General features: G+C 58.4%; 14 protein-coding genes and 1 pseudogene. 10 read left to right on the top strand and 5 right to left on the bottom strand.

Annotation, left to right across the window (positions count from 1 at the left end):
• Nucleotides 1–131 precede the first annotated feature (131 nt).
• Both AC0L30_RS03835 and AC0L30_RS03830 read right to left on the bottom strand, forming a co-directional pair.
• A pseudogene (locus AC0L30_RS03835) lies at nt 132–873 on the bottom strand (IS5 family transposase).
• A 220-nt stretch (nt 874–1,093) separates the two neighbouring features.
• On the bottom strand, nt 1,094–1,303 hold the full coding sequence (locus AC0L30_RS03830) for a hypothetical protein (RefSeq protein WP_473403804.1): 210 nt from the start codon (nt 1,301–1,303) through the stop codon (nt 1,094–1,096).
• A gap of 31 nt (nt 1,304–1,334) precedes the next feature.
• Here AC0L30_RS03830 and AC0L30_RS03825 point away from each other — a divergent pair, with 31 nt between their 5' ends.
• Entirely contained in the window at nt 1,335–1,703 is a 369-nt protein-coding gene (locus tag AC0L30_RS03825; RefSeq protein ID WP_473403803.1) for an H-NS histone family protein, read from the top strand.
• Nucleotides 1,704–1,770: 67 nt separating this feature from the next.
• On the opposite strand, the gene AC0L30_RS03820 is transcribed toward AC0L30_RS03825, so the two are convergent.
• From AC0L30_RS03820 to AC0L30_RS03810, 3 genes are all read right to left on the bottom strand, one after another.
• On the bottom strand, nt 1,771–3,240 hold the full coding sequence (locus AC0L30_RS03820; RefSeq protein ID WP_473403802.1) for an exopolysaccharide biosynthesis polyprenyl glycosylphosphotransferase: 1,470 nt from the start codon (nt 3,238–3,240) through the stop codon (nt 1,771–1,773).
• A 108-nt stretch (nt 3,241–3,348) separates the two neighbouring features.
• Complete coding sequence (locus tag AC0L30_RS03815) at nt 3,349–5,355, bottom strand: hypothetical protein (RefSeq protein ID WP_473403801.1); 2,007 nt, start codon at nt 5,353–5,355, stop codon at nt 3,349–3,351.
• Between the two features lie 67 nt (nt 5,356–5,422).
• Complete coding sequence (locus AC0L30_RS03810) at nt 5,423–7,759, bottom strand: AAA family ATPase (protein ID WP_473403915.1); 2,337 nt, start codon at nt 7,757–7,759, stop codon at nt 5,423–5,425.
• A gap of 346 nt (nt 7,760–8,105) precedes the next feature.
• Between AC0L30_RS03810 and rfbC the strand changes: the two genes are divergently transcribed.
• The 9 genes from rfbC to AC0L30_RS03765 all read left to right on the top strand — a co-directional run bounded on the left by rfbC (nt 8,106) and on the right by AC0L30_RS03765 (nt 22,510).
• Nucleotides 8,106–8,663 carry a dTDP-4-dehydrorhamnose 3,5-epimerase gene (gene rfbC / locus AC0L30_RS03805; protein WP_473403800.1) on the top strand — a complete coding sequence of 186 codons (558 nt, stop codon included), beginning with the start codon at nt 8,106–8,108 and terminating at the stop codon, nt 8,661–8,663.
• A gap of 14 nt (nt 8,664–8,677) precedes the next feature.
• On the top strand, nt 8,678–9,736 hold the full coding sequence (gene rfbB / locus AC0L30_RS03800) for a dTDP-glucose 4,6-dehydratase (RefSeq protein ID WP_473403799.1): 1,059 nt from the start codon (nt 8,678–8,680) through the stop codon (nt 9,734–9,736).
• Entirely contained in the window at nt 9,696–10,733 is a 1,038-nt protein-coding gene (rfbD, locus tag AC0L30_RS03795; protein WP_473403798.1) for a dTDP-4-dehydrorhamnose reductase, read from the top strand. Before rfbB ends, rfbD begins: the two co-directional genes overlap by 41 nt.
• On the top strand, nt 10,642–11,559 hold the full coding sequence (rfbA, locus tag AC0L30_RS03790) for a glucose-1-phosphate thymidylyltransferase RfbA (RefSeq protein WP_473403797.1): 918 nt from the start codon (nt 10,642–10,644) through the stop codon (nt 11,557–11,559). The genes rfbD and rfbA overlap by 92 nt, the downstream gene beginning before the upstream one ends.
• An 81-nt stretch (nt 11,560–11,640) precedes the next feature.
• On the top strand, nt 11,641–17,502 hold the full coding sequence (locus tag AC0L30_RS03785; RefSeq protein WP_473403796.1) for a DUF4082 domain-containing protein: 5,862 nt from the start codon (nt 11,641–11,643) through the stop codon (nt 17,500–17,502).
• 10 nt (nt 17,503–17,512) lie between these two features.
• Nucleotides 17,513–17,848 carry a hypothetical protein gene (locus AC0L30_RS03780; RefSeq protein ID WP_473403795.1) on the top strand — a complete coding sequence of 112 codons (336 nt, stop codon included), beginning with the start codon at nt 17,513–17,515 and terminating at the stop codon, nt 17,846–17,848.
• Nucleotides 17,826–20,042 carry a peptidase domain-containing ABC transporter gene (locus AC0L30_RS03775; protein ID WP_473403794.1) on the top strand — a complete coding sequence of 739 codons (2,217 nt, stop codon included), beginning with the start codon at nt 17,826–17,828 and terminating at the stop codon, nt 20,040–20,042. The genes AC0L30_RS03780 and AC0L30_RS03775 overlap by 23 nt, the downstream gene beginning before the upstream one ends.
• Nucleotides 20,039–21,451 carry an HlyD family type I secretion periplasmic adaptor subunit gene (locus tag AC0L30_RS03770; RefSeq protein ID WP_473403793.1) on the top strand — a complete coding sequence of 471 codons (1,413 nt, stop codon included), beginning with the start codon at nt 20,039–20,041 and terminating at the stop codon, nt 21,449–21,451. Before AC0L30_RS03775 ends, AC0L30_RS03770 begins: the two co-directional genes overlap by 4 nt.
• A 201-nt stretch (nt 21,452–21,652) precedes the next feature.
• Entirely contained in the window at nt 21,653–22,510 is an 858-nt protein-coding gene (locus AC0L30_RS03765) for a hypothetical protein (RefSeq protein ID WP_473403792.1), read from the top strand.
• The last annotated feature ends 4 nt before the right edge of the window (nt 22,511–22,514 follow it).

The raw sequence follows: 22,514 nt of genomic DNA, 5'->3' as shown, positions 1-22,514 counted from the left end.
AGAACAAAGAGGAAATCACAATCGAGTTCCTCTTGGGCATTTTCAACTTTTCAAGATACATTCGGAGCGTTCTTCCCGCGGCTGCACGGTCGGACATTGGGGACCTGAAGGCTCAAATCGAGCTCAGGCGACTAGGTGGTGGACTCATAAGCTCTGAGCCAAGGTCTAGTTGATGCCGGCAGAACAGCGGCGAGGAAGTTTCTAGCGAGTTTGTCGAAGCGCGTAGCAACGCGGCGGAAGTGTTTGATTTTGCAGCAGAAGCGCTCGATCATGTTGCGCTGGCGATAAAGGCCAGGGTCGACCGAGCGCTGAACGCTACCCTCCCGCTGGGTCGGGATGTGCGCCTCGCCGCCATGCTCGCGACAATGGCCTGGGAGCCGCGATGGGCAATGAGAGCGCGGGCGGGCGGCAGTCCTTCAAGCAGGGCTGCCACGGCGGTCTTGTCGGATGCCTGGCCGGCGGAGAGCACGATCCGCAATGGAAGGCCATTCACGTCCACGACGGCATTGATCTTGGTGCTCGGTCTTCCACGAGAACGGCCAATGGCGTGATCCGGGCCCCCTTTTTACCACCGGCTGCATGCTGGTGAGCGCGAATGATCGAGGCGTCTATGAGGTGCAGGGATCCGGGTGATTGCGCCGCAAGTGAAAAATCCGTAGCCAGACGCCAGCTTTTGACCAGCGATTGTCGCGATTATAGCAGTCGAGGCCCTTAACGACTGGGTAGATCGCGCCAGGGCGAGCCCGTCCTCAAACATAAAAGATCGCATTGATGATCCGTCGGTCCATCCACCCGTGCCACGCCCTGCGGTCTGTTGGGCAGCAGCGGTGCGATCAAACGCCACTCGGTGTCCGAAACATCGTACCGGGCCATGATCAAGGTCCTCCTAGGACGCTTGAATCACGACAAACGCAAACGCTCAATGGTTATAGGTACAGAACCTAGCGCTGAGGGATATTGAGTTTATCCGCGTCGAGTTATGCATATCCGAAGCCCTGCAATACGAGACTAGAACGAGGGACAGCCTACGCCCAACCATATTCATGGAGAATACTGCGTTGCAGATTCCCGTGCGGCCACTTGATGTGGTCCGTCACGTCGGGTCTCGCTTGAATGGTTGCGTGGCTGCACGCAGGGCGTGTGAATTTACCCCGTCCGCGATTAAATTATGCGGATAGTCCATTTTTTCGGCTTGATTGACTGTTGCGACGCAGTTATCTGGAACTGCGGATTTCAGTTCGGTTCCATGTATTTTCTTGGGTAAATCGAGTTCACCATCTTGATAAATGTCGATCTGGGGCATATTAAGTTTGGCGCAACTACAGGGTGCGAGCATGCCAGCTAAGAAACTCGAGTTAGAATCAATGTCCCTTGACGATCTCTGGTCGCTTCATGAGGAAATTAGCGGGATCTTATCGGACCGGATTAAGGCAGAAAAGCACGAACTGGAGAAGCGCTTGGCGGTTCTCGGGGGCGGGGTGGCTGTTTTGGCGGACTCAAGCGGACCGGGCGTGTCTCCGACTGCCAAAGCGAGACGCAAATATCCGCGGGTGCTGCCGAAATACCGGAACCCCCAGACCTCCGAGACTTGGTCGGGGCGTGGCAAGCGGCCGCGGTGGTTGGTTGCTGCCGTGAAGTCTGGCCGGAGGATTGAGGACTTTCGCATAGGGGATGCAACTCCGAAGCTTCGTCAGCGCGCGTGACCTAATCTGCATTGATCGTGGGATGGTTGCGGTCAAATGGCCCGCGCAGCGCTGTGATGCTGTGCGCCTAATAGGCGTTGCGTCCCCGCAGCACTTCGAGGGGAGTTCGCAGCAGGATTACGAGATCAAGCCGAAGGCTCCAATTGTCGATGTACCAGAGATCGTATTGTACGCGTGTTTCGACCGTGATGGCTGTGGGGGTTGGACCGCGGCAGCCATGGACTTGGGCCCATCCGGTCAGTCCTGGCCTAACCCTGCGGCGTAGGGCGTAGTTCCGCACGAGCTTGTCAAATTCTCCGTCGTGAGCCAGGGCATGAGGACGCGGACCGACCAGCGACATGCTGCCGTCGAGAACATTTAACAGCTGTGGCAGTTCATCGAAGCTTGTTCGACGCAGCCATTTGCCGACGCGCGTCACCCGTCGGTCGAGGCGATGGGCCTGAAGGATCGCCGGTCCGTCCTCGAGCACATGCATCGTCCGGAATTTGCGGATCTGGAAGATCCGGCCATTAAAACCACAGCGTTGTTGTCGAAAGAATATGGGGCCGGGCGAGTCCAGCTTGATTGCAAGTGCGGCCAGCACAAGCAGCGGGGCAAGTATCGTCAAGGCGAGCGCGGCGCCGAAAAGATCAATGATTCGTTTGGTCGCACAGTCCAGCTGCGTAAGCGGCCCACGCTGGAGTTCAACACAAACCGCACTTCCAAGGCTTCGCGTCGGGTGTCGAAGCAATTCGGATGCCGTACCGACCGGCACGAACACAACCGGTAGCGGCAAGACCCGCAAATCGGCAACGAAGGCCCGGAGTTCGGGCCATCGTTCCGGGTTCGCTTCCACAACCACCTGGTCGAGCTCGGAGCTGCGAATGTAGTCAATCACGCGAGCCGTGAGCCGCCTTCGACAGGCAGGACCGAAGCCGATTGGGGGCAAGCTGAACCGGCCTCGGACACAATAACCATGCATCGCCAGCGTTTCAGACAGTCCGGCGTTTTTCGATAGCGGCTGGTCGCTGACCAGAACAATGTTTGTGCTGGCGAATTTTCTGCCGCTCAGGCCCTTCCCGAGAAGCGCTCTCACTCCCCACCGCTCGGCCATAAGCAAGCCCAGGCCCAGGACAGCGAAAAGTGTGCCCGCTTGGTGAGAAGAGCCCGAACCAATTGCAAAACCGTACCCGGCCCATATCAAGAACAACAATGACGCCCATGCAATCCAGACGGCGCGCATCTGACTTCGCAGGACGAGGAGCTCGGCTGGCCGATAAAGGCCGTGCGTCTTCAAGAGGCAAACGAGACATGTTGCGCTGACTAGCGCCAGGCCAAGTGCGTTGCTTAAGTCGCCTGCGGCCCACCCATCCTGAGCTTGGCACAGCCACGTCGAAACGACGCTCGCAAAAACAACGGTCGCAATATCCGCACAGAGCGCCACGTATTCGATCGAGTCGTAACGGAGAGGCCATTTGTGCTGGCGGGATACTATCGGCCCGGGACTGACACGATCCGTAACTTCCCGATCGGGGAAATGTCGGTTCACGAAATTCATTGTCGGGACACCCGCGAGTTAATATTTAATATATTATTAATTAATCCGATTTATCAAGAGAAAAATCCTGGTTCCCGCCATTTAATATGTCGCACTGCTCAGAGGATCCTATCGAGATCCCTGTCGGGAATTCCGCGCGCGCATGTTGTCGAGGTAGGTCGGATCGAGCTCCGAAATTAAGTTCTCGAGATAGATCTTCCCCTCGGCCGAGGCTGACCGGTACGCGGCCACAAGCGCTGGTCTGATAGCAGGTCGACGCGTAACGACGAGGCTGACGTCGCGCTTGATCAAGTCCCGAAATTCAAGCTCGCGTACCACAGCATCTGTAGCGAGCGCGACGGACAGCCTCAACGGAAGCAGATCCAGATCGTTCGGCGCAGTATAGTACGACATCTTGAGCATGGCTGCCGTCTGGATCGAATTCTGTTTCGGCGCCGCCGCGAGCATGAGCCAAATGTCGCCGCGGAGCGGCGACGAGCGCAGCGCGCGGGCAAACGCATTCGACGCTGCCGGAAGTTCCGTTTTTTGCTCGTCCGCGGCGAGAGCCGGATCTCCACGGGATCGTGATTCCCCTCGGATCCAAAGGTCTTCATGCGCTGCCGCAGCTGAAACTGGTTTCGAGATCCCGTTTGGCCATGCTGCTGCGGCCGAAACAGCTGCCGACAAAGAAGACTGACCTCCGAGATACCGGCCAGGGAGGACCATCCATATCGTCTGTATGATCAGCGCTATTCCAAGCACCGCCAGAGCAGCGCGCGGCCATGGGATGGCAAACGCCGGCGCGAGCCTTGGACGAGACGCCGGAGCTGGACCGGCCATCCAGTCCGAAGCCTCTTTCGATTCCAAGGATATGGCCTCACGGCCTGCACCGGAGACGCTTTGACCGAACGCCAGCCCAAAAAGCGCAGCGACCAAAAGCGATACGCCCAAACCCAGAATTCCATGGTCGGCAAAGGCCAGTATCGTCAGTGCAATCGAAGCACCGGCGCCCAAGGCGGGGTACACGTAGTCGTAAGCTCGTGACAGAGAACGCCTGATCAGAATACAAGCGCCGAGCATCGCTATTACTACAAGGCCGCAAAGGAACGCCCAGCCCATGTCTATAACCATTGCGGCGGCGGCCGTTGGCCTTTCTCGCGGGGCGCCGATTCCAATGTCCCGATAAAGCGGCAAAAGGACCGTCGAAGCGCCGGCACCGGATCCCGCCGGCCTGACCTCCTGTAGCATCCGTTCTGTCGCGATCTGACTGCTCGTTGACAAGGCGATCGTCACATCGGTGTTCGTCCTAAACGGAATAACCGTTACGCTGGCAATACAGAATATTGCGGCGGTTGCGAAAACGCCAGCGGTGCCCCACAAGCCCAAGAACCACCTGCGAATAACGAAAACCGAGAGCAAGATTGCTGATCCGAGGAGGGCGGCGACGACGGCGGTGGAGTTGGTCCGAATGAGCAGCGCGGCCAAGCAGACAATCATTGCGATGGTCGCGGCGGACAGAACAAGGAACGGAACTGGCGCAACTGTTCCTGGCCGACTGTGCCGCGCTATTTGATCGGCCGCGCGTATTGCCGTGGCGCAGGAGAGCAAGACGCCGAGCACTGCGACGGTTGAGCCATCGGGCCCGGCGACACCGGCAGTTTCCTTGCCGAACCACATGGCCGTGGCAATCGTGGCTATCGCCAGTAGTATATGCAGGACTTGCGCTGCGCGATATCGGTCAAGCGTGATGACCGCAGTGACGAGGGCCGCGGCCAGCACAGCGCAATACTGCGCCAGCGAGAGCATAGTCGCCCCCATATCGAGTGTGATTTTTTCGGCGAGGGGCTCGCTTAAAGCCGCCGAAGCAGTTGCCCAGATGGGATTTCCGAGCGTGTCCATAGGCATCGGCACCACCTGTAACGCCATCCAGAGGGCCGGAGCCGCGAGCACAACGACGGGACCAGTCCGGAGCAGCTTGGTGAGCCCGAGGGAGGCGGGCGATGGAAAGACCGCTACAACCAGCGCGGCTGTTGCTAGTATGAATGATGCCAATCCCAAGCTTTGCAGGCTTTCCGGCATTGCGAGCGCCGCGGTGATCGCCACAAACTCGGCTAACAGGACAAGCCAGATAATCATGTAAACACCATGGTGTGGTGCGGCCACTCCGGTGGCCGGAGAACGTGCAGGCCGCTACGAGACAGCATCAAGAGCCGGAAAGGCCATAACGGATATAGTGGCTGTCATGATAGTAATAGCTCCGATGGCCGTCATATCGAGCCATTGCCTTGGTATCCGTCTTGCTGAGAACTGCCCCAATCAGCGATTCATGAATGTTGGGTGCCGTGTGCAATGCGTGCTGCACGACATCTATTTTGGTGCGGCCCCACTCAACGATTAGAATATAGCCGTCTATTAGAGATGAAGTGACTCGGACATCAACTAACGGGGTCAGGGGAGGAAGGTCGACGATGACGTAGTCATAGTCAGCTCGCAGACGGTCGAACAGCTTGCTTATTGCGTCGGCGCACAGAATCTCGCTGGTGTGAAGCAGAGATCCCCGCCGCACGGCGGGTAGAAATGCAAGGTTCGTCGTGGGATCTCGCCAAATCGTGTCCGCCAGGGATCGGCTGCCGTTTGCAACTTCGATGATTCCGTTGACAGCCCTGGGCGCAAAGATCGCAGAAAGTGAGGGATTCCTGAGGTCGCAATCGACGATGATAGCTTTCTTGCCGGTGTGCCCGATCAATTGCGCGAGCGAGGCTGCAATCGTAGTCTTCCCCTCATTCGGCAGGGCCGAGGTAATGCCGATGACCTGGGAGGAGATTTTGGCCGGATTGTGGTCGATGGCTAGCTTGATGGAACGAATGGCCTCGGTATATCGAGATAGCGGCATTCCAACCACGGTCCGATGAATTGCCATTGGAGACGGAACTATCCGTTGTTGAACGTCATCATCGGTTGGCTGGGAGCGAACTGGTAGCTTCGCGGATTTGCGGGCCGGTAACAATGGTACTAAAGACAGGCAAGGCAATTCCAGCACAGTTTCCACCTGTGAAGAGGTACGAAAGACGCGGTCCATGATGTCTCTGAGGAGCGCCAAGCCGACGCCCATCGCGAGACCGCCGAAGATGCCGAACGCCAGCACCAACGTTGTCTTTGGCTTGCTCTTGCTCGGCGGCGGCGAAGCGGGAAAAAGTACCCGCGTTTCCGAGACGGGAAATGTCTCCTGCTGCGCGGAGCCCATGTAACGCTGCAGAAAGGTCTCGTACAAGCCACGCAAACCCTTTGCCCGGCTTTCCAACTCCTTGATGGTCAGCTCGGCAGAATTGACTGAACGGGACTGCGAAACGGCCTTGGAGAGTTGCTTTTCGATTTCTTGTTGGCGCTGTTTGGCGAATTCGAACTCGCTTCGGCTGACTTCGGCGAGTCTTTTGACTTCGTCGAAAATGGAGACGCGAAATTCCCGCGCGCGGTTCCGGATATTGACGACTGCCAGGTGGTCGCGACCTACCCTGGCCGACAACTCGGCCTCACGCCTCATGAGTTCCAGATACTGCTGACGCAACCCGTTGATGATCTGACTGTTTGTCGAATCGGCTCCGATTGCATCCAGATTGTTCATCGAGGACGGCTTTGTCGGATCGGAGGCAAGGAGGGTTTCGTAGCGAGCCAACTTGGCCGTGGCTTCAGAGGTCTGGGCGCGAGCGGCAGCCAATCGGTTGTTGATTTCTGTGACCTGCTGGTCGTCGATGGGCTTTCCGTCCAAAGAAACGATATTGTTCTGGGTCTTGTAGACGTCGACGGCACGTTGTGCAGCGAGGGCTTGGTCGCCGAGATCGCGCAGCCTCTCCTGCAGCCAGCTTGTTGCCCTGCGATTAGCATCGAATTTCCCATTGAGCTGGTCCGCAACATAGGTGTTGGCTACGGCGTTGACGATCTCCGCGGCCCGGAGTGCGGTGCTCGAATTAAAGCTGATCTCGATGACGTTGCTGTACCCGACACGCCCTGCCGAAAGCCGATCGAGAAACGCGTCTACGATAGTGTCTAATGGTTCGCCATGGGTATCGGATGGGCCATCGTTCTTCGATCCAATCGACGCCCATGACCGAATTCGCTGCCAGAGCGATTGTAGCGATAGCCCTGTCGCACTAAAGTCCGGATCGTCCGACAGTTTCAACTGGTCGATGACCGCCACCGCAGTGGCCTTTGATCTCAGGAGCTGAAGCTGGGTCTCGATTTGATTGAGATCGAAGGCCGGCTCGGCGAGGAGCGATTGCTGCTGGACAAATTGGGGCCTTGGAGTAGCCAACAGGATCTGAACCTGCGCCGTATAGGTTGGAGACGCCAACCGGAGATAAAGCAGGCTGGCTGCAGTTACGAGCCCGGCAGTGACAAGGATCATGAGATATTGGCGTCGTAGAAGCCCGATGCCGAAATTGATGACGTCGCTGATTCCTCCGCTGTCCGTTTGAACGGGTTGGGCCAGCCCGGTCACAGGCAGCCGTACGCTATCCGTGTGTCGAAGATTGTTCTGGAGCATCACGTACCTGTCCGACGGTGGGTCACGTTGGGGCCGCTCGCCCGCAGATCAAGGGGCGCGCAGGCGGTGGGGGATTATATGCATATAAAAATCTGCTTGCCAAATTAAATAAATCATATATTAATGTAAGTGAAATTGAAAATGACGGCGGCTTTGCCGTTTTCGGTCGGGCGTTAGCAAAATAGAGGATATTCTAGGAGTTACGGTCTGGCCGGTATTTGCATCGAGAATAATGTGATTGTTGCGAGACGGGTCGGCGGGCGGATAATTAAATTCCGTCGGATATTTATGGTCCGTCGCAACTAACCCCGATAGGGGAATATTGAGGGCCGGCAGGAGGTGCCCAATGCTGGAACTGCGATCCTTTGCGATCCCCGATGTCAAAGTAATTCGAACAGATCGGTTTTCCGATGCCCGCGGCTACTTCTGTGAGACCTTTCAGCGATCGGCTTTTGCTGAGAAGGGAATCCTCCATGACTTCGTTCAGGATAATCAATCCAGCTCAGATCGGATCGGCACGGTGCGCGGCTTGCATTTCCAGCGACAGCCTTTCGCCCAGGCCAAGCTCATACGGGTGTTGAACGGAGCTATTCTCGATATTGCTGTTGATCTCCGGCGTTCATCGCAGAGCTTCGGCAAGCACATCGCCATTCAGTTGGATAGTGAAAGCGGTGAGCAGGTGTTTATTCCGAAGGGGTTCGCGCATGGTTTCTGTACGCTGCAGCCCAAGCCCGTCGTCTTGTACAAGGTCGACCAGATCTACGCCCCATGCCATGACGGCGGCATCTATTGGGCTGATCCAGCATTGGGGATCAAGTGGCCCGTGACGACCTCAGAGGCTCAGGTCTCGCCAAGAGACCAGACTCTTCCTGCGCTCGACCAGCTTGCTTGCGTTTTCGAATAGTGGAGATGAGTGGAATGCGTATCTTGGTGACCGGCGGAGCGGGATTTATCGGTTCTGCGGTGTGTCGCCGTTTGGTGCAGCAGACCGGCGCCGCAGTGATCAACATCGACAAGTTGACATACGCAGCCAACCTGGCTTCGCTGGCGAGCATCGAGGGACTGGAGTCTTATGCGTTCCTGCAGTCCGATATCTGCGATCGCGACGTTATGGATCTCGCGTTCGCCGACTACGAGCCGGATGCGATCATACATCTGGCCGCCGAAAGCCACGTCGACCGTTCGATCAATGGGCCCGGCGCCTTCGTCAACACCAATATAGTTGGCACCTATACGCTGTTGGAGGCTGCCAGGACTTACTACGAACGTCTGCCGTTTCCTCGACGAAAGCCGTTCCGCTTCATCCATGTATCGACAGACGAAGTCTATGGCTCATTGGGTCCGCACGACCTGTTTCGCGAGGACACGCCCTACAGGCCGAGTTCGCCGTACTCGGCGAGCAAGGCCGCCTCGGACCACCTCGCACTCGCGTGGTTCAGAACTTACGGTCTGCCGGTCATCGTATCGAATTGCTCGAACAATTACGGGCCGTACCAGTTCCCGGAAAAGCTCATTCCGCTGACGATCCTCAATGCGATCGACCGGAAACCGCTACCGGTCTACGGCGACGGCAGAAATATTCGCGACTGGCTTCATGTCGATGATCATGCCGCTGGCTTGATAAGACTTTTGTACGAAGGAAGACCGGGCGAGAAGTACAATTTCGGCGGAGACGGCCAGCGATCCAACCTGGAGGTGGTCACCCGGATTTGTGACGTGGTGGATCGGTTATCCCCGGGCGCGGGAGCGAGACGATCTCTCATTACGTTCGTGCCGGATCGTCCGGGACATGATGCGCGCTATGCAATCGACGCGTCGAAGGCACATCTCGAACTTGGCTGGGAACCGACGAGAACCTTCGAACAGGGCTTGGCGGAAACGGTCGGATGGTATCTCAACAATCGTGCATGGTGGCAGCGTGCTCGCTGCGGTGTCTATGACGGCTCGCGTCTGGGTCTGCTCGCTGCTCAACATTGAGGTGAAGATGACAGATCGACCCATCCTCATTGCCGGACGGAACGGTCAGTTGGCGAAGTGTCTTCGTGGTCTCGCTGCAATGCGCGGTCTGCCTGCGGTGGCTCTCGGGCACCGAGAACTCGATCTGGAGAACCGCGAAGGGATCGACAAGCTCATCGCGTCGATCGCGCCGTCTGCAATCATCAATACGGCCGCTTATACGGCGGTCGATCGGGCCGAATCTGAAGCGGCGAAAGTGTTCAGCATCAACCGCGATGGCGCGGCAACGCTGGCAAATGTCGCTTGGCAGATGAATATTCCACTCATCCATCTCTCGACCGACTATGTGTTCGACGGCGCAAAACCGGATGCGTACGACGAAAGCGACATTCCCGCGCCGTTAAATGTCTACGGCGCGTCGAAGCTTGCCGGCGAAGCTGCTGTATTGGCCGCGCATCCGCTCGCGACCGTGATCAGATGCTCGTGGCTTTACAGCCCCTATAGCAGCAACTTCGTTCGAACGATGTTGCGGTTATGCGAGACGCAGCCCATCGTAAGGGTTGTTCGGGACCAACACGGAAATCCGACCTACGCATACGATCTCGCGGAGGCTGTCCTTCAGATCGCAGAGCGGTCAGTAACGGTCGATCGCAGGACCGCGGCCGGCATCTTTCATCTCGCCGGTCAAGGCGAGACAAGCTGGTACGACTTTGCGCAGGCAATCTTCCACGAGCGTTCCCGTCGTGGAGCGCGGATTCCGGTGCTTGAGGCGATCACCACCGAGGAGTTTCCAACCGCTGCGCGTCGACCTCGGAACTCGCGCCTGGACTCATCCAAGGCCGAACGGGTGTTCGGGATTCGATTGGCACCTTGGCGCCACTCACTGGAATCTTGTCTAGACCAGCTGGTCGGAGAAGGAGAAACCGATGCTGAAGGGAATCGTGCTGGCCGGCGGCAGCGGAACGCGCCTCTATCCGATCACACGCGTGGTCAGCAAGCAGTTGCTCCCGATCTATGACAAGCCGATGATCTATTATCCCCTGTCGACGCTGATGTTGGCGGGGATCCGCGAAATTCTGATTATTACCACGCCGTCAGACCGGTGCCAATTCGAGCGGTTGCTGGGGGACGGCAGCCAATGGGGCATTCGGCTCAGCTACGCGGAACAAACCCGTCCCGCCGGTCTCGCGGACGCCTTCATTGTTGGTGCCGATTTCATCGGCAGCGATCGTGTGGCGATGGTGCTTGGAGACAATATCTTCTTCGGCGATGGCCTGAGCGAACTGCTTGCCAGGGCGGCAGGACGTGAGGAAGGTGCAACGGTTTTTGCTTATCACGTGCGGGACCCAGAACGATATGGCGTCGTTGCGTTTGATGAGGCGGACCGTCCAGTATCGATTGAGGAGAAGCCCAGACGGCCAGCTTCGAACTGGGCAATTACAGGGCTTTATTTTTTCGACAACCGCGTTGTCCGCTACGCTCGTCGCGTCGAACCGTCGCCGCGCGGAGAGCTCGAGATCACCGATCTTCAGATGCGCTACCTTTCGGCCGGCGCGCTACACGTTGAGCGCATGGGGCGCGGGTTTGCCTGGCTGGATACGGGCACGGTCGAGTCTCTCATCGATGCCGGGACGTTCGTGCAGACCCTGGAAAAGCGACAGGGAATGAAGATCGCCTGTCTTGAGGAGGTCGCCTTCAGACTCGGCTTCATCAATCGTGACCAACTTTTCGCGCTGGCCGAGCCGCTGCAGAAGAGCGGATATGGCGCGTATCTCAATGAAATCCTGCAGGTTCCACGTCCCCTTCAGACTTCTCAATTGCCTGTTTATTTAAATAAACATTGAAATTAAATTGCATTGAATTGTGAGTCGATTTATTTTTGATTAATCATTTTTTCTCTTGTGCTGATTTCGGAGAGGCTGGCCATGCTGAACCAAAAGGCGAGCGTCCTTGATCGGGGAACCAAGCCCCTCTTGCCGGAAGAAGCCGATTCCGGCTGGTCATCAGATGTCATCTCGCGAGGCGCATGGTTGTGGCCGATAGCCGGCGCCTGGGCACCCCCAGTACTGAATCAGTTTCGGATCTGGCCGAATGCGGACGAGCCGGCCGGCGGGCCGGATCTCCTGTCCAGGGCGATTGCGGGTATCAACGCTGGTCAGGCGTCAACTGCATCGCAGCCGCATGGCGGCTTCGGCAGACGGCTGGGCCTCTGTACTCCGTCATTCCGGTCGCGATTGGCCTCTCTCCTCTCGAGTTCAGCAAACCTAGTGGCCCGTCCCAACGGAGGGGGGCCGGCGTTCTCATCCATCCAGCCCGACGGTGAGGCGGCGCAGGCATCATCGATATCGAGCGCCGGCGCCACTCATTGGATCAATTCGAGCGACGACTCCGGTCCATCCGCATTGGAGGGGCTCTGGACCCACCTGCGCGCGGAGCCTGTCAGCGGGCACCAGCCCAATGCGGCTGCGGGAATGGCGGGCCAGCCGGCGTCGAACGCGAGATTGGTGGATCTGAGCGCACATGGCGGATCCGCGGTCAATTCTCTGCCGACAAGTTCGCTGTCCGTAATGACGGACAGCGCGGACTACGCGCCCGGCAGTACGGCAGCGTTTACGGCAGCCGGCATCCGCTCGGGAGCGTCGGTCACATTCAATATTGCCGACCTATCGAGCGCGCCCGGCGCTGACGGCATTGCCGATGTCTATACGCCCTTCACGATCATGGATGGCAGCATCGGCGACATGGATGGGCTGGCCAATGGGAAAGTTGTGGCGCAATGGCAGGTGCCCGCTGATGGCCGAGCGACCGGAGCTACATTGCAGCTCACCGCGACCTCCGGCGCACAAACTGGGACGGCGACGTTCAATGACGCGGGCAACAAGATTGTCACGGAGAATCAAATACCGGGTACGCCGGAGAGCACATGGGCGATCCACGGCTCGTTCGATAACGAGGGCGACTCGCAGATTGAAGGCTTTGCCACACAGATCAGTACCAACGCCGGACAAACCGTCTCTTTCAAGATCGATACAGCTTCAAGCGGTTACGCGCTCGATATTTACCGTCTCGGCTACTATAGCGGAAATGGTGCGCGCCTTGTCACCAGCATGCACCACACCGGATCTGCCAACCAACCGGCTCCACTTTTCAATGATCCGACCAACACCGTCGATGCGGGAAATTGGTCAGTTACAGATTCATGGACAATTCCCGCCACCGCTGTTTCCGGCGTCTATTTTGCGAAATTGACAACGGACAGCGGCAATTTTCAGAACATGATTCCGTTCATCGTACGCAATGACGGCACCGTTTCTGACATTCGGTTCCAGACCAGCGATACGACTTGGGAGGCGTACAATCCATGGGGCGGATACAATCTGTATCAAGGTCCCAGCCGCACCAATAGCGATCGCGCCTACGCCGTCAGCTACAATCGTCCGCTTGCAATCAATTCCAACTCTAACCTGGCCGGTTCGCAGGACTTCCTGTTTGGCGAGGAGTACGCCGCAATCTACTGGTTGGAGCGGAATGGCTATGACATCAGTTACATCTCCGGCATTGATTCCGCGACCAATCCAGGACTGCTCCTGAACGCGAGCGTCTTCATGGATGCCGGCCATGACGAATATTGGTCGCAATCGCAATTCGCCAATGTCACCGCCGCGCGCGACGCGGGAGTTGACCTCGCTTTCCTGAGCGGCAACCAGATATATTGGGACACCGAGCTTGGTGCGAGCTTCGACCCGAGCCATACGGCGAACCGAACGATCATCGAGTACAAGGACATCTGGAGCGGCGCGCAACTCGACCCGAACGGCACGGCCAACGGAGGAGCGGGCATATTTCGTGATCCAGTTTATGGACCTGGTACTCCGGAAAACTCTCTCTCCGGTACGATCTTCACGGTCGACGATATCGGCTCGCTCGACAATATCAGCATTCCGGCCAGCATGTCGCAGCTGCGCTTCTGGCGGAACACCAGCATTGCCAGTGGCAACGGAGGAACTCTGACGGGCCTCCTCGGCTACGAGTGGGACAGCGATCTGGACAACGGCTTCCGGCCAGCCGGGTTGATCGACATGTCGTCGACGACGAGAAATGTCAACACCTTGCTGCTGGACAATGGTGCGACAACAGGCTCGGGCACTGCCACGCACAGCCTCACACTGTACCGAGATCCGGAGAGCGGTGCTCTGGTTTTCGGCGCCGGCACGGTCATGTACCCGTGGGGACTTTCGGACCAATATGTTCCGTACAGGGGCCTTACAGCGCCCGTTAGCTCGGCCGTGCAGCAGTCGATGGTGAATCTCCTCGCCGACATGGGGGTGAACCCCCAGACATTGCAGGCGGGTGTCGTGGGCGCCCAAGCGTCGACCGACCACACCGCGCCAACAGCCGTTATCACCTCTCCGACAGGCGGGACCGACGTCAGCCAGGGCCAGACGGTCACGATTACCGGCACCGCCTCGGACATTGGTGGGCGTGTGGCCGGTATCGAAGTCTCGACTGATGGTGGGGCGACATGGCACCCGGCCGGCGGTACGACGAGCTGGAGCTATACGTGGGTTGCTTCGGGCTCTTCTGGTACGCGAGTCATCGAGGCGCGCGCGACTGATGATAGCGTCAATATGCAGGCCACCCCTGCCACGGTCAGTGTCAATATCACGGGCGGCGGGGCAAGCCTCTTCACGGCTTCCAACGTCCCGGCCCAGATAAGTTTGAATGATGGCAAGCCACTTGAAGTGGGTATGAAGTTTACCTCCTCGGCGGCCGGACAAATCACCGCGCTGAAATTCTATCGCAGTCCGAGCGACAGTAGCTCAGACCTCCTCGACCTCTGGACCTCGACCGGTACCAAGCTTGCAACCGCGAGCTTTACCAACACCTCGGCAAGCGGCTGGCAAACGGTCAATCTGGCGACCCCCGTCACAATCGCTGCCAATACAACCTATGTCGTCTCGTATCACACCAATGGCGCCTACGTGGCCACGAATAATTTCTTCGCCAACGCATTCACGAGCGGCTCCTTGACGGCGCCTTCCTCCGCCACATCGGGCGGCAATGGGGTCTATTCCTACGGCGGTACCAGCACCGCTGGCATTTTCCCGACCAATACGTTTTCTTCGTCGAACTACTGGGCGGACGTGGTGTTTGCCCCCAGCAATGGCAGCAACAGGGCGCCAACCGCCGTCGCGGACACGGCGGATGCCACCGAGAAGGGCGGTGCCAACAACGGCACGGGCGGCTCGCCCGGCACAGGCAATGTGCTGACCAACGATACCGATCCCGACGCTGGCGATACCAAGACGGTGACCGCGGTTAGTTTCGGCTCGACGGCCGGGACACTCGGTGCGGCACTCAATGGCGCGCACGGCAGCTTGGTCCTCAATGCCGCTGGTACGTTCACCTATTCGGTGAATGAAGCCGACGCGGCGGTGCAGGCTTTGCGGCTTTCGACCAACACGCTGACCGATGCCTTCAACTACACGATGCGCGACGCCGCCGGTGCGACATCGTCGAGCACGCTAACCGTCACCATTCATGGGGCCAACGACGCGCCAGTGCTGGCGATCCAGACCGGCAACCAGACCGCGACGGTCGGCACGGCGTTCTCCCTGACGCTGCCTGCGGGCACCTTCACCGACTTCGATTCCGGGGATTCGCTCGCCTACTCAGCGACCGGATTGCCCTCCTGGCTGAGCTTCAATGCCTCGACCCGCACCTTCAGCGGTACACCGACATCCGCAAACGTGGGGACCGTCAGCGTCAACACCACGGCCACCGACCTCGGCAGCCTCGCTGCGAGCGAGACGTTCAATATCACCGTGTCGACCACTGCGAACAGGGCGCCAACCGCCGTCGCGGACACGGCGGATGCCACCGAGAAGGGCGGTGCCAACAACGGCACGGGCGGCTCGCCCGGCACAGGCAATGTGCTGACCAACGATACCGATCCCGACGCTGGCGATACCAAGACGGTGACCGCGGTTAGTTTCGGCTCGACGGCCGGGACACTCGGTGCGGCACTCAATGGCGCGCACGGCAGCTTGGTCCTCAATGCCGCTGGTACGTTCACCTATTCGGTGAATGAAGCCGACGCGGCGGTGCAGGCTTTGCGGCTTTCGACCAACACGCTGACCGATGCCTTCAACTACACGATGCGCGACGCCGCCGGTGCGACATCGTCGAGCACGCTAACCGTCACCATTCATGGGGCCAACGACGCGCCAGTGCTGGCGATCCAGACCGGCAACCAGACCGCGACGGTCGGCACGGCGTTCTCCCTGACGCTGCCTGCGGGCACCTTCACCGACTTCGATTCCGGGGATTCGCTCGCCTACTCAGCGACCGGATTGCCCTCCTGGCTGAGCTTCAATGCCTCGACCCGGACCTTCAGCGGTACACCGACATCCGCAAACGTGGGGACCGTCAGCGTGAACACCACGGCCACCGACCTCGGCAGCCTCGCTGCGAGCGAGACGTTCAATATCACCGTGTCGACCACCCCAACAATCGTAAGCTTGTTCTCGAGCGCGGATACGCCGGCAACGGTGTCGAGTTCCGACACGTCGCAGGTCAACCTTGGTGTGAAATTCACCTCGTCTGTATCGGGTACTATTACCGGCATCAAATACTACAAGGGCGCCAATGATACGGGTACGCACGCCGGTTCATTGTGGAGCAACACAGGTACGCTGCTTGCAACGGCGACCTTCGCTAACGAGACCAGCAGCGGCTGGCAAACCGTCACGTTCAACAACCCCGTGTCGATCACGGCCGGTACCACTTACGTCGCGAGCTTCCACAGCAGCGGTCACTACACCTCCACGTCCAACTACTTCACCACTGCTCACAGCAACGGGCCATTGACGGCCCCAGCGAGCGGCAATGGCGTCTACACATATGGTAACGGAAATCTGTTTCCGACCAGCACCTTCAATGCCACGAACTACTGGGTCGACGTCATGTTCAACAGCTCTGGCGGTGGTGCCAACCAGCCGCCAGTCGCAAACAATGACAGTGGCTTCAATGCCAGCCAAAACACCCCACTTACCATTGCAGGGACAGCATTGCTCGCCAACGACACAGATCCGAACGGCGATATCCTGACGATTACGGGCGCTAGTGGGGGCACGAACGGCACGGCGAGCTTCAATGCACAAAATAACACGGTGACTTTCACCCCGACCAACGGTTATACCGGACCGGCTTCTTTCAACTATGCCATCTCGGATGGTAGGGGTGGTACAGCCAGCGCAACGGTAGGCGTCACCGTCCAGCCGTCATCGTCCAGCACCGTGAGCCTGTTCAGCTCGAATCCAACGCCGAGCATCGTCTCTGTCAATGATTCAAGCTCGGTGGAACTTGGCATGAAATTCCAAGCTTCCACCGCAGGCGACATCGTCGGGTTGCGCTTCTACAAAGGACCGAACAATACAGGTACGCACGTCGCTGATCTCTGGAGCAGCACGGGCACCTTACTGGCGAGTGCTACCTTCACCAACGAGACAACGAGCGGTTGGCAGCAGGTCAACTTCAGCACGCCCGTGACGATAGCGGCGGGAACGACCTACATTGCTTCCTACCACACTGCGGGAAACTACTCCGCAGATCCAAATCTCTTCGCTGGTTCGGTCACCAACGGGCCGTTGACTGCTCCGTCGTCCGCGTCCAGCGGTGGCAATGGTGTGTACGCTTACGGGACCGACAGCCTGTTCCCGACCAATACCTTCAATTCTACAAGCTATGCGGTCGACATCATCTTCAGACCACAACTCGCAGCATAGGAGCCATAGGATGCACGCCGAAATTTATACTGACGGAGTGGACGAGATCATGATCGGTGGTTCGATCGTGCGCGTCGATCTGATGAGTCTCTCGCCCACGGATCGAGACGCCAATAACGCGCCCAAGAAGGTCTTCTGCCAGAGGCTGATCTTCTCAGTGGAGTCATTTGCGAACTCCGTTGAGGTGATGCAGAACGCTCTGCAGGGCCTGATCGATGCCGGAGCGGTGCGGCGCAGCCAGCCGAAGACATCGGCGGAACCCTCGCACAATATTGCGCCGATCGAGCGCGGTCCCACTGTGGTGAACAGCTCATGGTCGGCAAATGTCTCAAGCAATTTCAGCTGAATTGCCCGTCACGGAGACGGCGGTGGCGACTTCTTCAGAATCGCCGCAGTCGGCTGCCTCTACTGCGCTTGAATGCCTTGCCACGGTCGCTGCTCATCACGGCATCGACCTGCCCGTGGACCGCCTGCGCCACACCTATGCCATTGACGGCAAGGGCCTTTCGACAGACTTGTTGCTGCGCATGGCGCGCGAGGCCGGGCTACGGGTGAAGACCGCCCACCTGGATTGGGGTGTGCTGTGTCGTCTGGGAGAGGCATATCCGACCATTGCCCGACTCGAAAATGGGAACTGGATCGTCATTCTTGGCGTGGGGGCTGGGGGTGACGGAGCCGAGACCGTCGCGACGCTCGATCCGCTTGCCGACCGTAAGAAAGAGCCTTTGATCGTTGCTAGGGACCGCTTCTGCGCGTGCTGGACGGGAGAGGTCATCCTGTTGAAACGCGAACGTTTGCCGGCAGACACGGGGAGAGCGTTCGGACTGCGGTGGTTCGTCCCGGAACTTCTCCGGCAATCGGGGCTGTTTGGCAACGTGGCGGTTGCCGCGATCGTCCTCTACGCGCTGGGCCTCGTGCTTCCGATCTTCTTTCAATTGGTTATAGACAAGGTTCTTGTGCACGAGAGCTTCACGACCCTCTACGTGCTCACGGCCGGTGCGGTCGCGGCACTCGCGTTCGACGCAATATTTGGATTTCTGCGGCGTTACCTTTTGATTTACGCGACGAACAGGGTGGATATCCGCGTTGCGACGAAGACATTCGGCCATCTTCTCGGATTGCCAGTGACCTTCTTCGAACACATCTCCGCCGGCGTCCTGGTGAAGCATATGCAGCAGGCTGCGCGAATTCGCGAATTCCTGACCGGGCGGCTGTTTCTCACCACGCTGGATGCGCTGTCACTGATCGTCTTCATTCCTGTTCTGGCGCTGTACAGCGCCAAGCTGACCTGTGTCGTTCTGGCCTTCACCGTGATTAGCGCGATCGTCGTCGCAGTGCTGATGGGGCCGTTCCGACGGCGCCTCTATGATCTATATCAGGCCGAAGGTGCACGGCAGGCGCTCCTCGTTGAAACCGTTCATGGCATGCGCACGGTGAAGTCGCTGGCGATGGAGCCGTTGCAGAGCAGGGTGTGGGACGACCGTTGTGCGCAGGCGGTCACAATGCGGTTCGGAGTTGAGAAAATCTCGGCGGGCGCCCAGGCGGTCACCGGATTTCTCGAGAAGATGATGACGATCGGGATCATCGCCCTGGGCGCGCTTGACGTATTCAGTGGAGAAATGACGATCGGCGCGCTTGTCGCTTTCAATATGCTGGCAGGGCGAGTCTCGGGACCCCTGGTCCAGCTCGTGACTATGGTGCATGAGTACCAGGAGGTCGCTCTGGCAGTTAAGATGCTTGGCGAGGTGATGAACCAGAAAGCCGAGCGTGACGGCAAGAGAGACGGCTTGCGTCCGGACCTCGCCGGAAAGATTGAGTTTGAAAGCGTCTCGTTCCGTTATGGCCCGGAAGGCGCTCCGGCGCTCGATCAAGTCTCCTTCTCCATTGCCCCTGGCTCAATCTTCGGGATCGTCGGCCGGAGCGGCTCCGGCAAGACGACGCTCACCAGGCTGATCTCAGGAATGTATCCCGTGCAGCAGGGTGTGCTGCGGATCGACGGATATGATGCCCGGGAGCTGGATCTATCTCACCTGCGCCGGAATCTTGGAGTGGTCCTGCAGGACAGCTTCTTGTTCCGCGGAACCGTGCGCGAGAATATCGCCTGCGTGAAGCGGGATGCGACATTCGAGGATGTTGTAAGGGCAGCGCAGCTCGCGGGCGCGGACGAGTTTATCGAACGGCTACCCCGGGGTTTCGACACCATGCTCGAAGAGGAGGCGTCAAACCTCTCTGGGGGACAAAAGCAGCGGCTTGCCATCGCGAGGGCTCTCATTTCCAACCCGCGCATTCTGATTCTGGACGAAGCGACCAGCGCACTCGATTCTGAGAGCGAGATGATCATCAGGCGCAATCTGCGCCGTCTCGCGGCGGGACGGACGGTTATCATCGTTTCGCACCGCCTCTCCATGTTGGCCGAAGCGAACCAGATCCTTGTGATCGACCGCGGTCATGTGGTCGACGTGGATCACCACGACCGACTGCTTTCTAAATCCACCATCTACCGCCATCTTTGGAATCAGCAGACGAAGCAGTTCGCATGAACAAGGTAGAAAAGCCGCGTGAAAATTCGGGAACAACAACAGTCGCCCGAAGGCGCCGAACTATATTTCGCCCCGCGCTGCCGCGCCCGCGCGTCATTACAGAATTTCAGCCCGACGCAATCGAGGTTGAGCAACGAGTTCCGGCATGGGTAGCTCGTGTCACGCTCTTCCTTGTCGTTGCGCTGATCGCGGTCGCGGTCGCGTGGGCGTCGGTATCGCAAGTGGACATGATCGTTACCGCGCAGGGGAAGTTGATCACTACGCGTCCAAACCTTGTCGTGCAGCCGCTGGAAACGTCGGTGATTCGCGAAATTCACGTCAAGGCCGGCGATCGAGTAAAGCGCGGCGACTTGCTGGCGACGCTCGATCCAACCTTTTCCCAGGCTGACGTAGACCAGTTGCGCATCCGAGTCGCCGCCGTCGAGGCGGCTATTGCCCGGCTCCGCGCCGAATTGGACGGAACCGAGTTCGTCGTCACCAGCGCGAGCAATAAGGACGAGCAGCTGCAGCATAAGCTCTTCCTGCAGAGAAGCACCGCCTACAACGCCCAGATCCGCAACTTCGAAGCGCAGATCGCTTCAGCACAAGCCAACGTGAGAACGGCCCGGAACGATGAAGCCGTCCTGGTTCAGCGACTGGAGACCATGCACTCGATCGAGACGATGCGAAGCACGCTGATGGCCAAGCAGGTCGGTTCACAACTGAACCTCTTGTTGTCGCGCGACGCGCGGCTGGAGGTTGAGAGCAATCTCGCGCGTGTCCAGGGCAGTATCGAAGACAACTCGCATCGTCTGGAAAAGGCCCTGGCTGATCAGAAGGTGTTCGCGGAGGACTTTCGTCGCACCGCTTACCAGGATCTGGTAGAGGCTACCGGCAAGCGCGATGGTGCCCTTGAGGAACTGAAGAAGGCCGAGCTTCGCCGGCAACTGATCGTGCTGCAGGCTCCCGCAGACGCAGTTGTGCTCGAGATTGGCAACCGCACAGTTGGCTCAGTGGTCCGCGAGGCAGAAACGTTGTTCGTGCTTGTTCGCCAGGACGGGCAGCTGCAGGCCGAGGTCAACGTGGAGGGCAGGGACGTTGGCCAGGTCGCGGTAGGGCAGCCGGTGCGACTCAAGTTCGAAGCATTTCCATTCCAGAAGTACGGGACGGCCGTGGGTGAGGTTCGGGTCGTAAGTGAGGACTCGTTCTCGCCGGACCCGAAAGCCGAAGGTGTGCGCCGCACGACAGCTCCCTACTATCGCGTACTAGTCGACTTGCAGGACGTGCACCTTCGGCTGCGGCCGGAGCGCGTTCAGTTGATTCCCGGCATGGCGGTTGCCGCCGAAATGAAGGTCGGGCGTCGTAGTGTCATCTCTTATTTCCTCTATCCCCTGCTTCGCGGGCTGGATGAAAGTATCCGCGAGCCGTGACGAGTCCGCCATGGTCGGTGTATGCGCTTGCAGTTGGGCGAGCAGGAGCCAGCGCTAGTCGGCGATTCAGACCTGAAGGTAGGAAGCATGCTAGATGTGACTGAAAGACCTTTTCGAATCCTTGCCGCGGTCACTTTTCATTTCCGAGAGTCTCGCCTCCAATATCTATTTCAAGTCCTTCGATCGCTTTGCGAATATCCTGTGGAAGCGTTGGATGTTGTCATCGTCACCAACACTGACCAGGACGAAGCCCTCAAGCAGATCAGAGACTTGAGTGCACCGCTTTTCAGGCCCCTACCCGCGCGCTCAAAGTCAACAAAAAACCTCTCGATTGAGAGCTTTCCGAAACTTGCCAATCCCTGGCTCTTGCCCTGGAGCCACAAGCATCTTGTTTCGGAGAGGTTTCTAAGCGCCAAGACGGCCTATACTCATTTCATATACGTCGAAGATGATATTTTGCTGTCCTTCCAGAACTTCTGCTACTTCGCCCGTTATCGAGAAATGCTCAAGGAGAGAAGGCTGATACCGTCTTTCCAGCGCATCGAATACAACGACGCTGACAATCATCTCTATCTCGTTGATCAGGTCGGCGTGGTTGATTTTAACACGAGAAATCGCGTGGATCTGGATGGGTATGCCTTTGTCAACCTGGACTATCCATTTAACGCGATGTTCATCTTGGACCGCGAGCTCGCATTGGAATATGTGGAGGCGCCTTCGTTCGATCGCGAGCGAAGCAAGCTGGTTCGGCCAGAGTGGGATGTCGCTTGTCGCGCGGCGATGGGCTTGTGTTTTGAAAATCCCCCGGAGGGCTTTCTTGCTCGTTACGTATCACCCGTCGATCCGCGCGCCCTGATCACCCCATCTTGGTCCTGGGTTTATCACTTGCCCAACAACTATGCGAAGGATCGCCTAAAACCATTTGCCAAGACGCGAGTAGATCAGCAATTTAGGTCGGAAGCCGATGTGGTTTGCTGGCGTCCGCCTTCCAAGGTTGTTGAATATCTCGCGCTGATGCGAGGCGGGAAGCGCTCTAACGGGCCGGAGCTGTCATTGTGACTGT

This window comes from Bradyrhizobium sp. MI1.11 (assembly GCF_055811255.1).
Note: the sequence above shows the minus strand (reverse complement) of the source record. Positions and strands in the feature narration are given on the sequence as shown.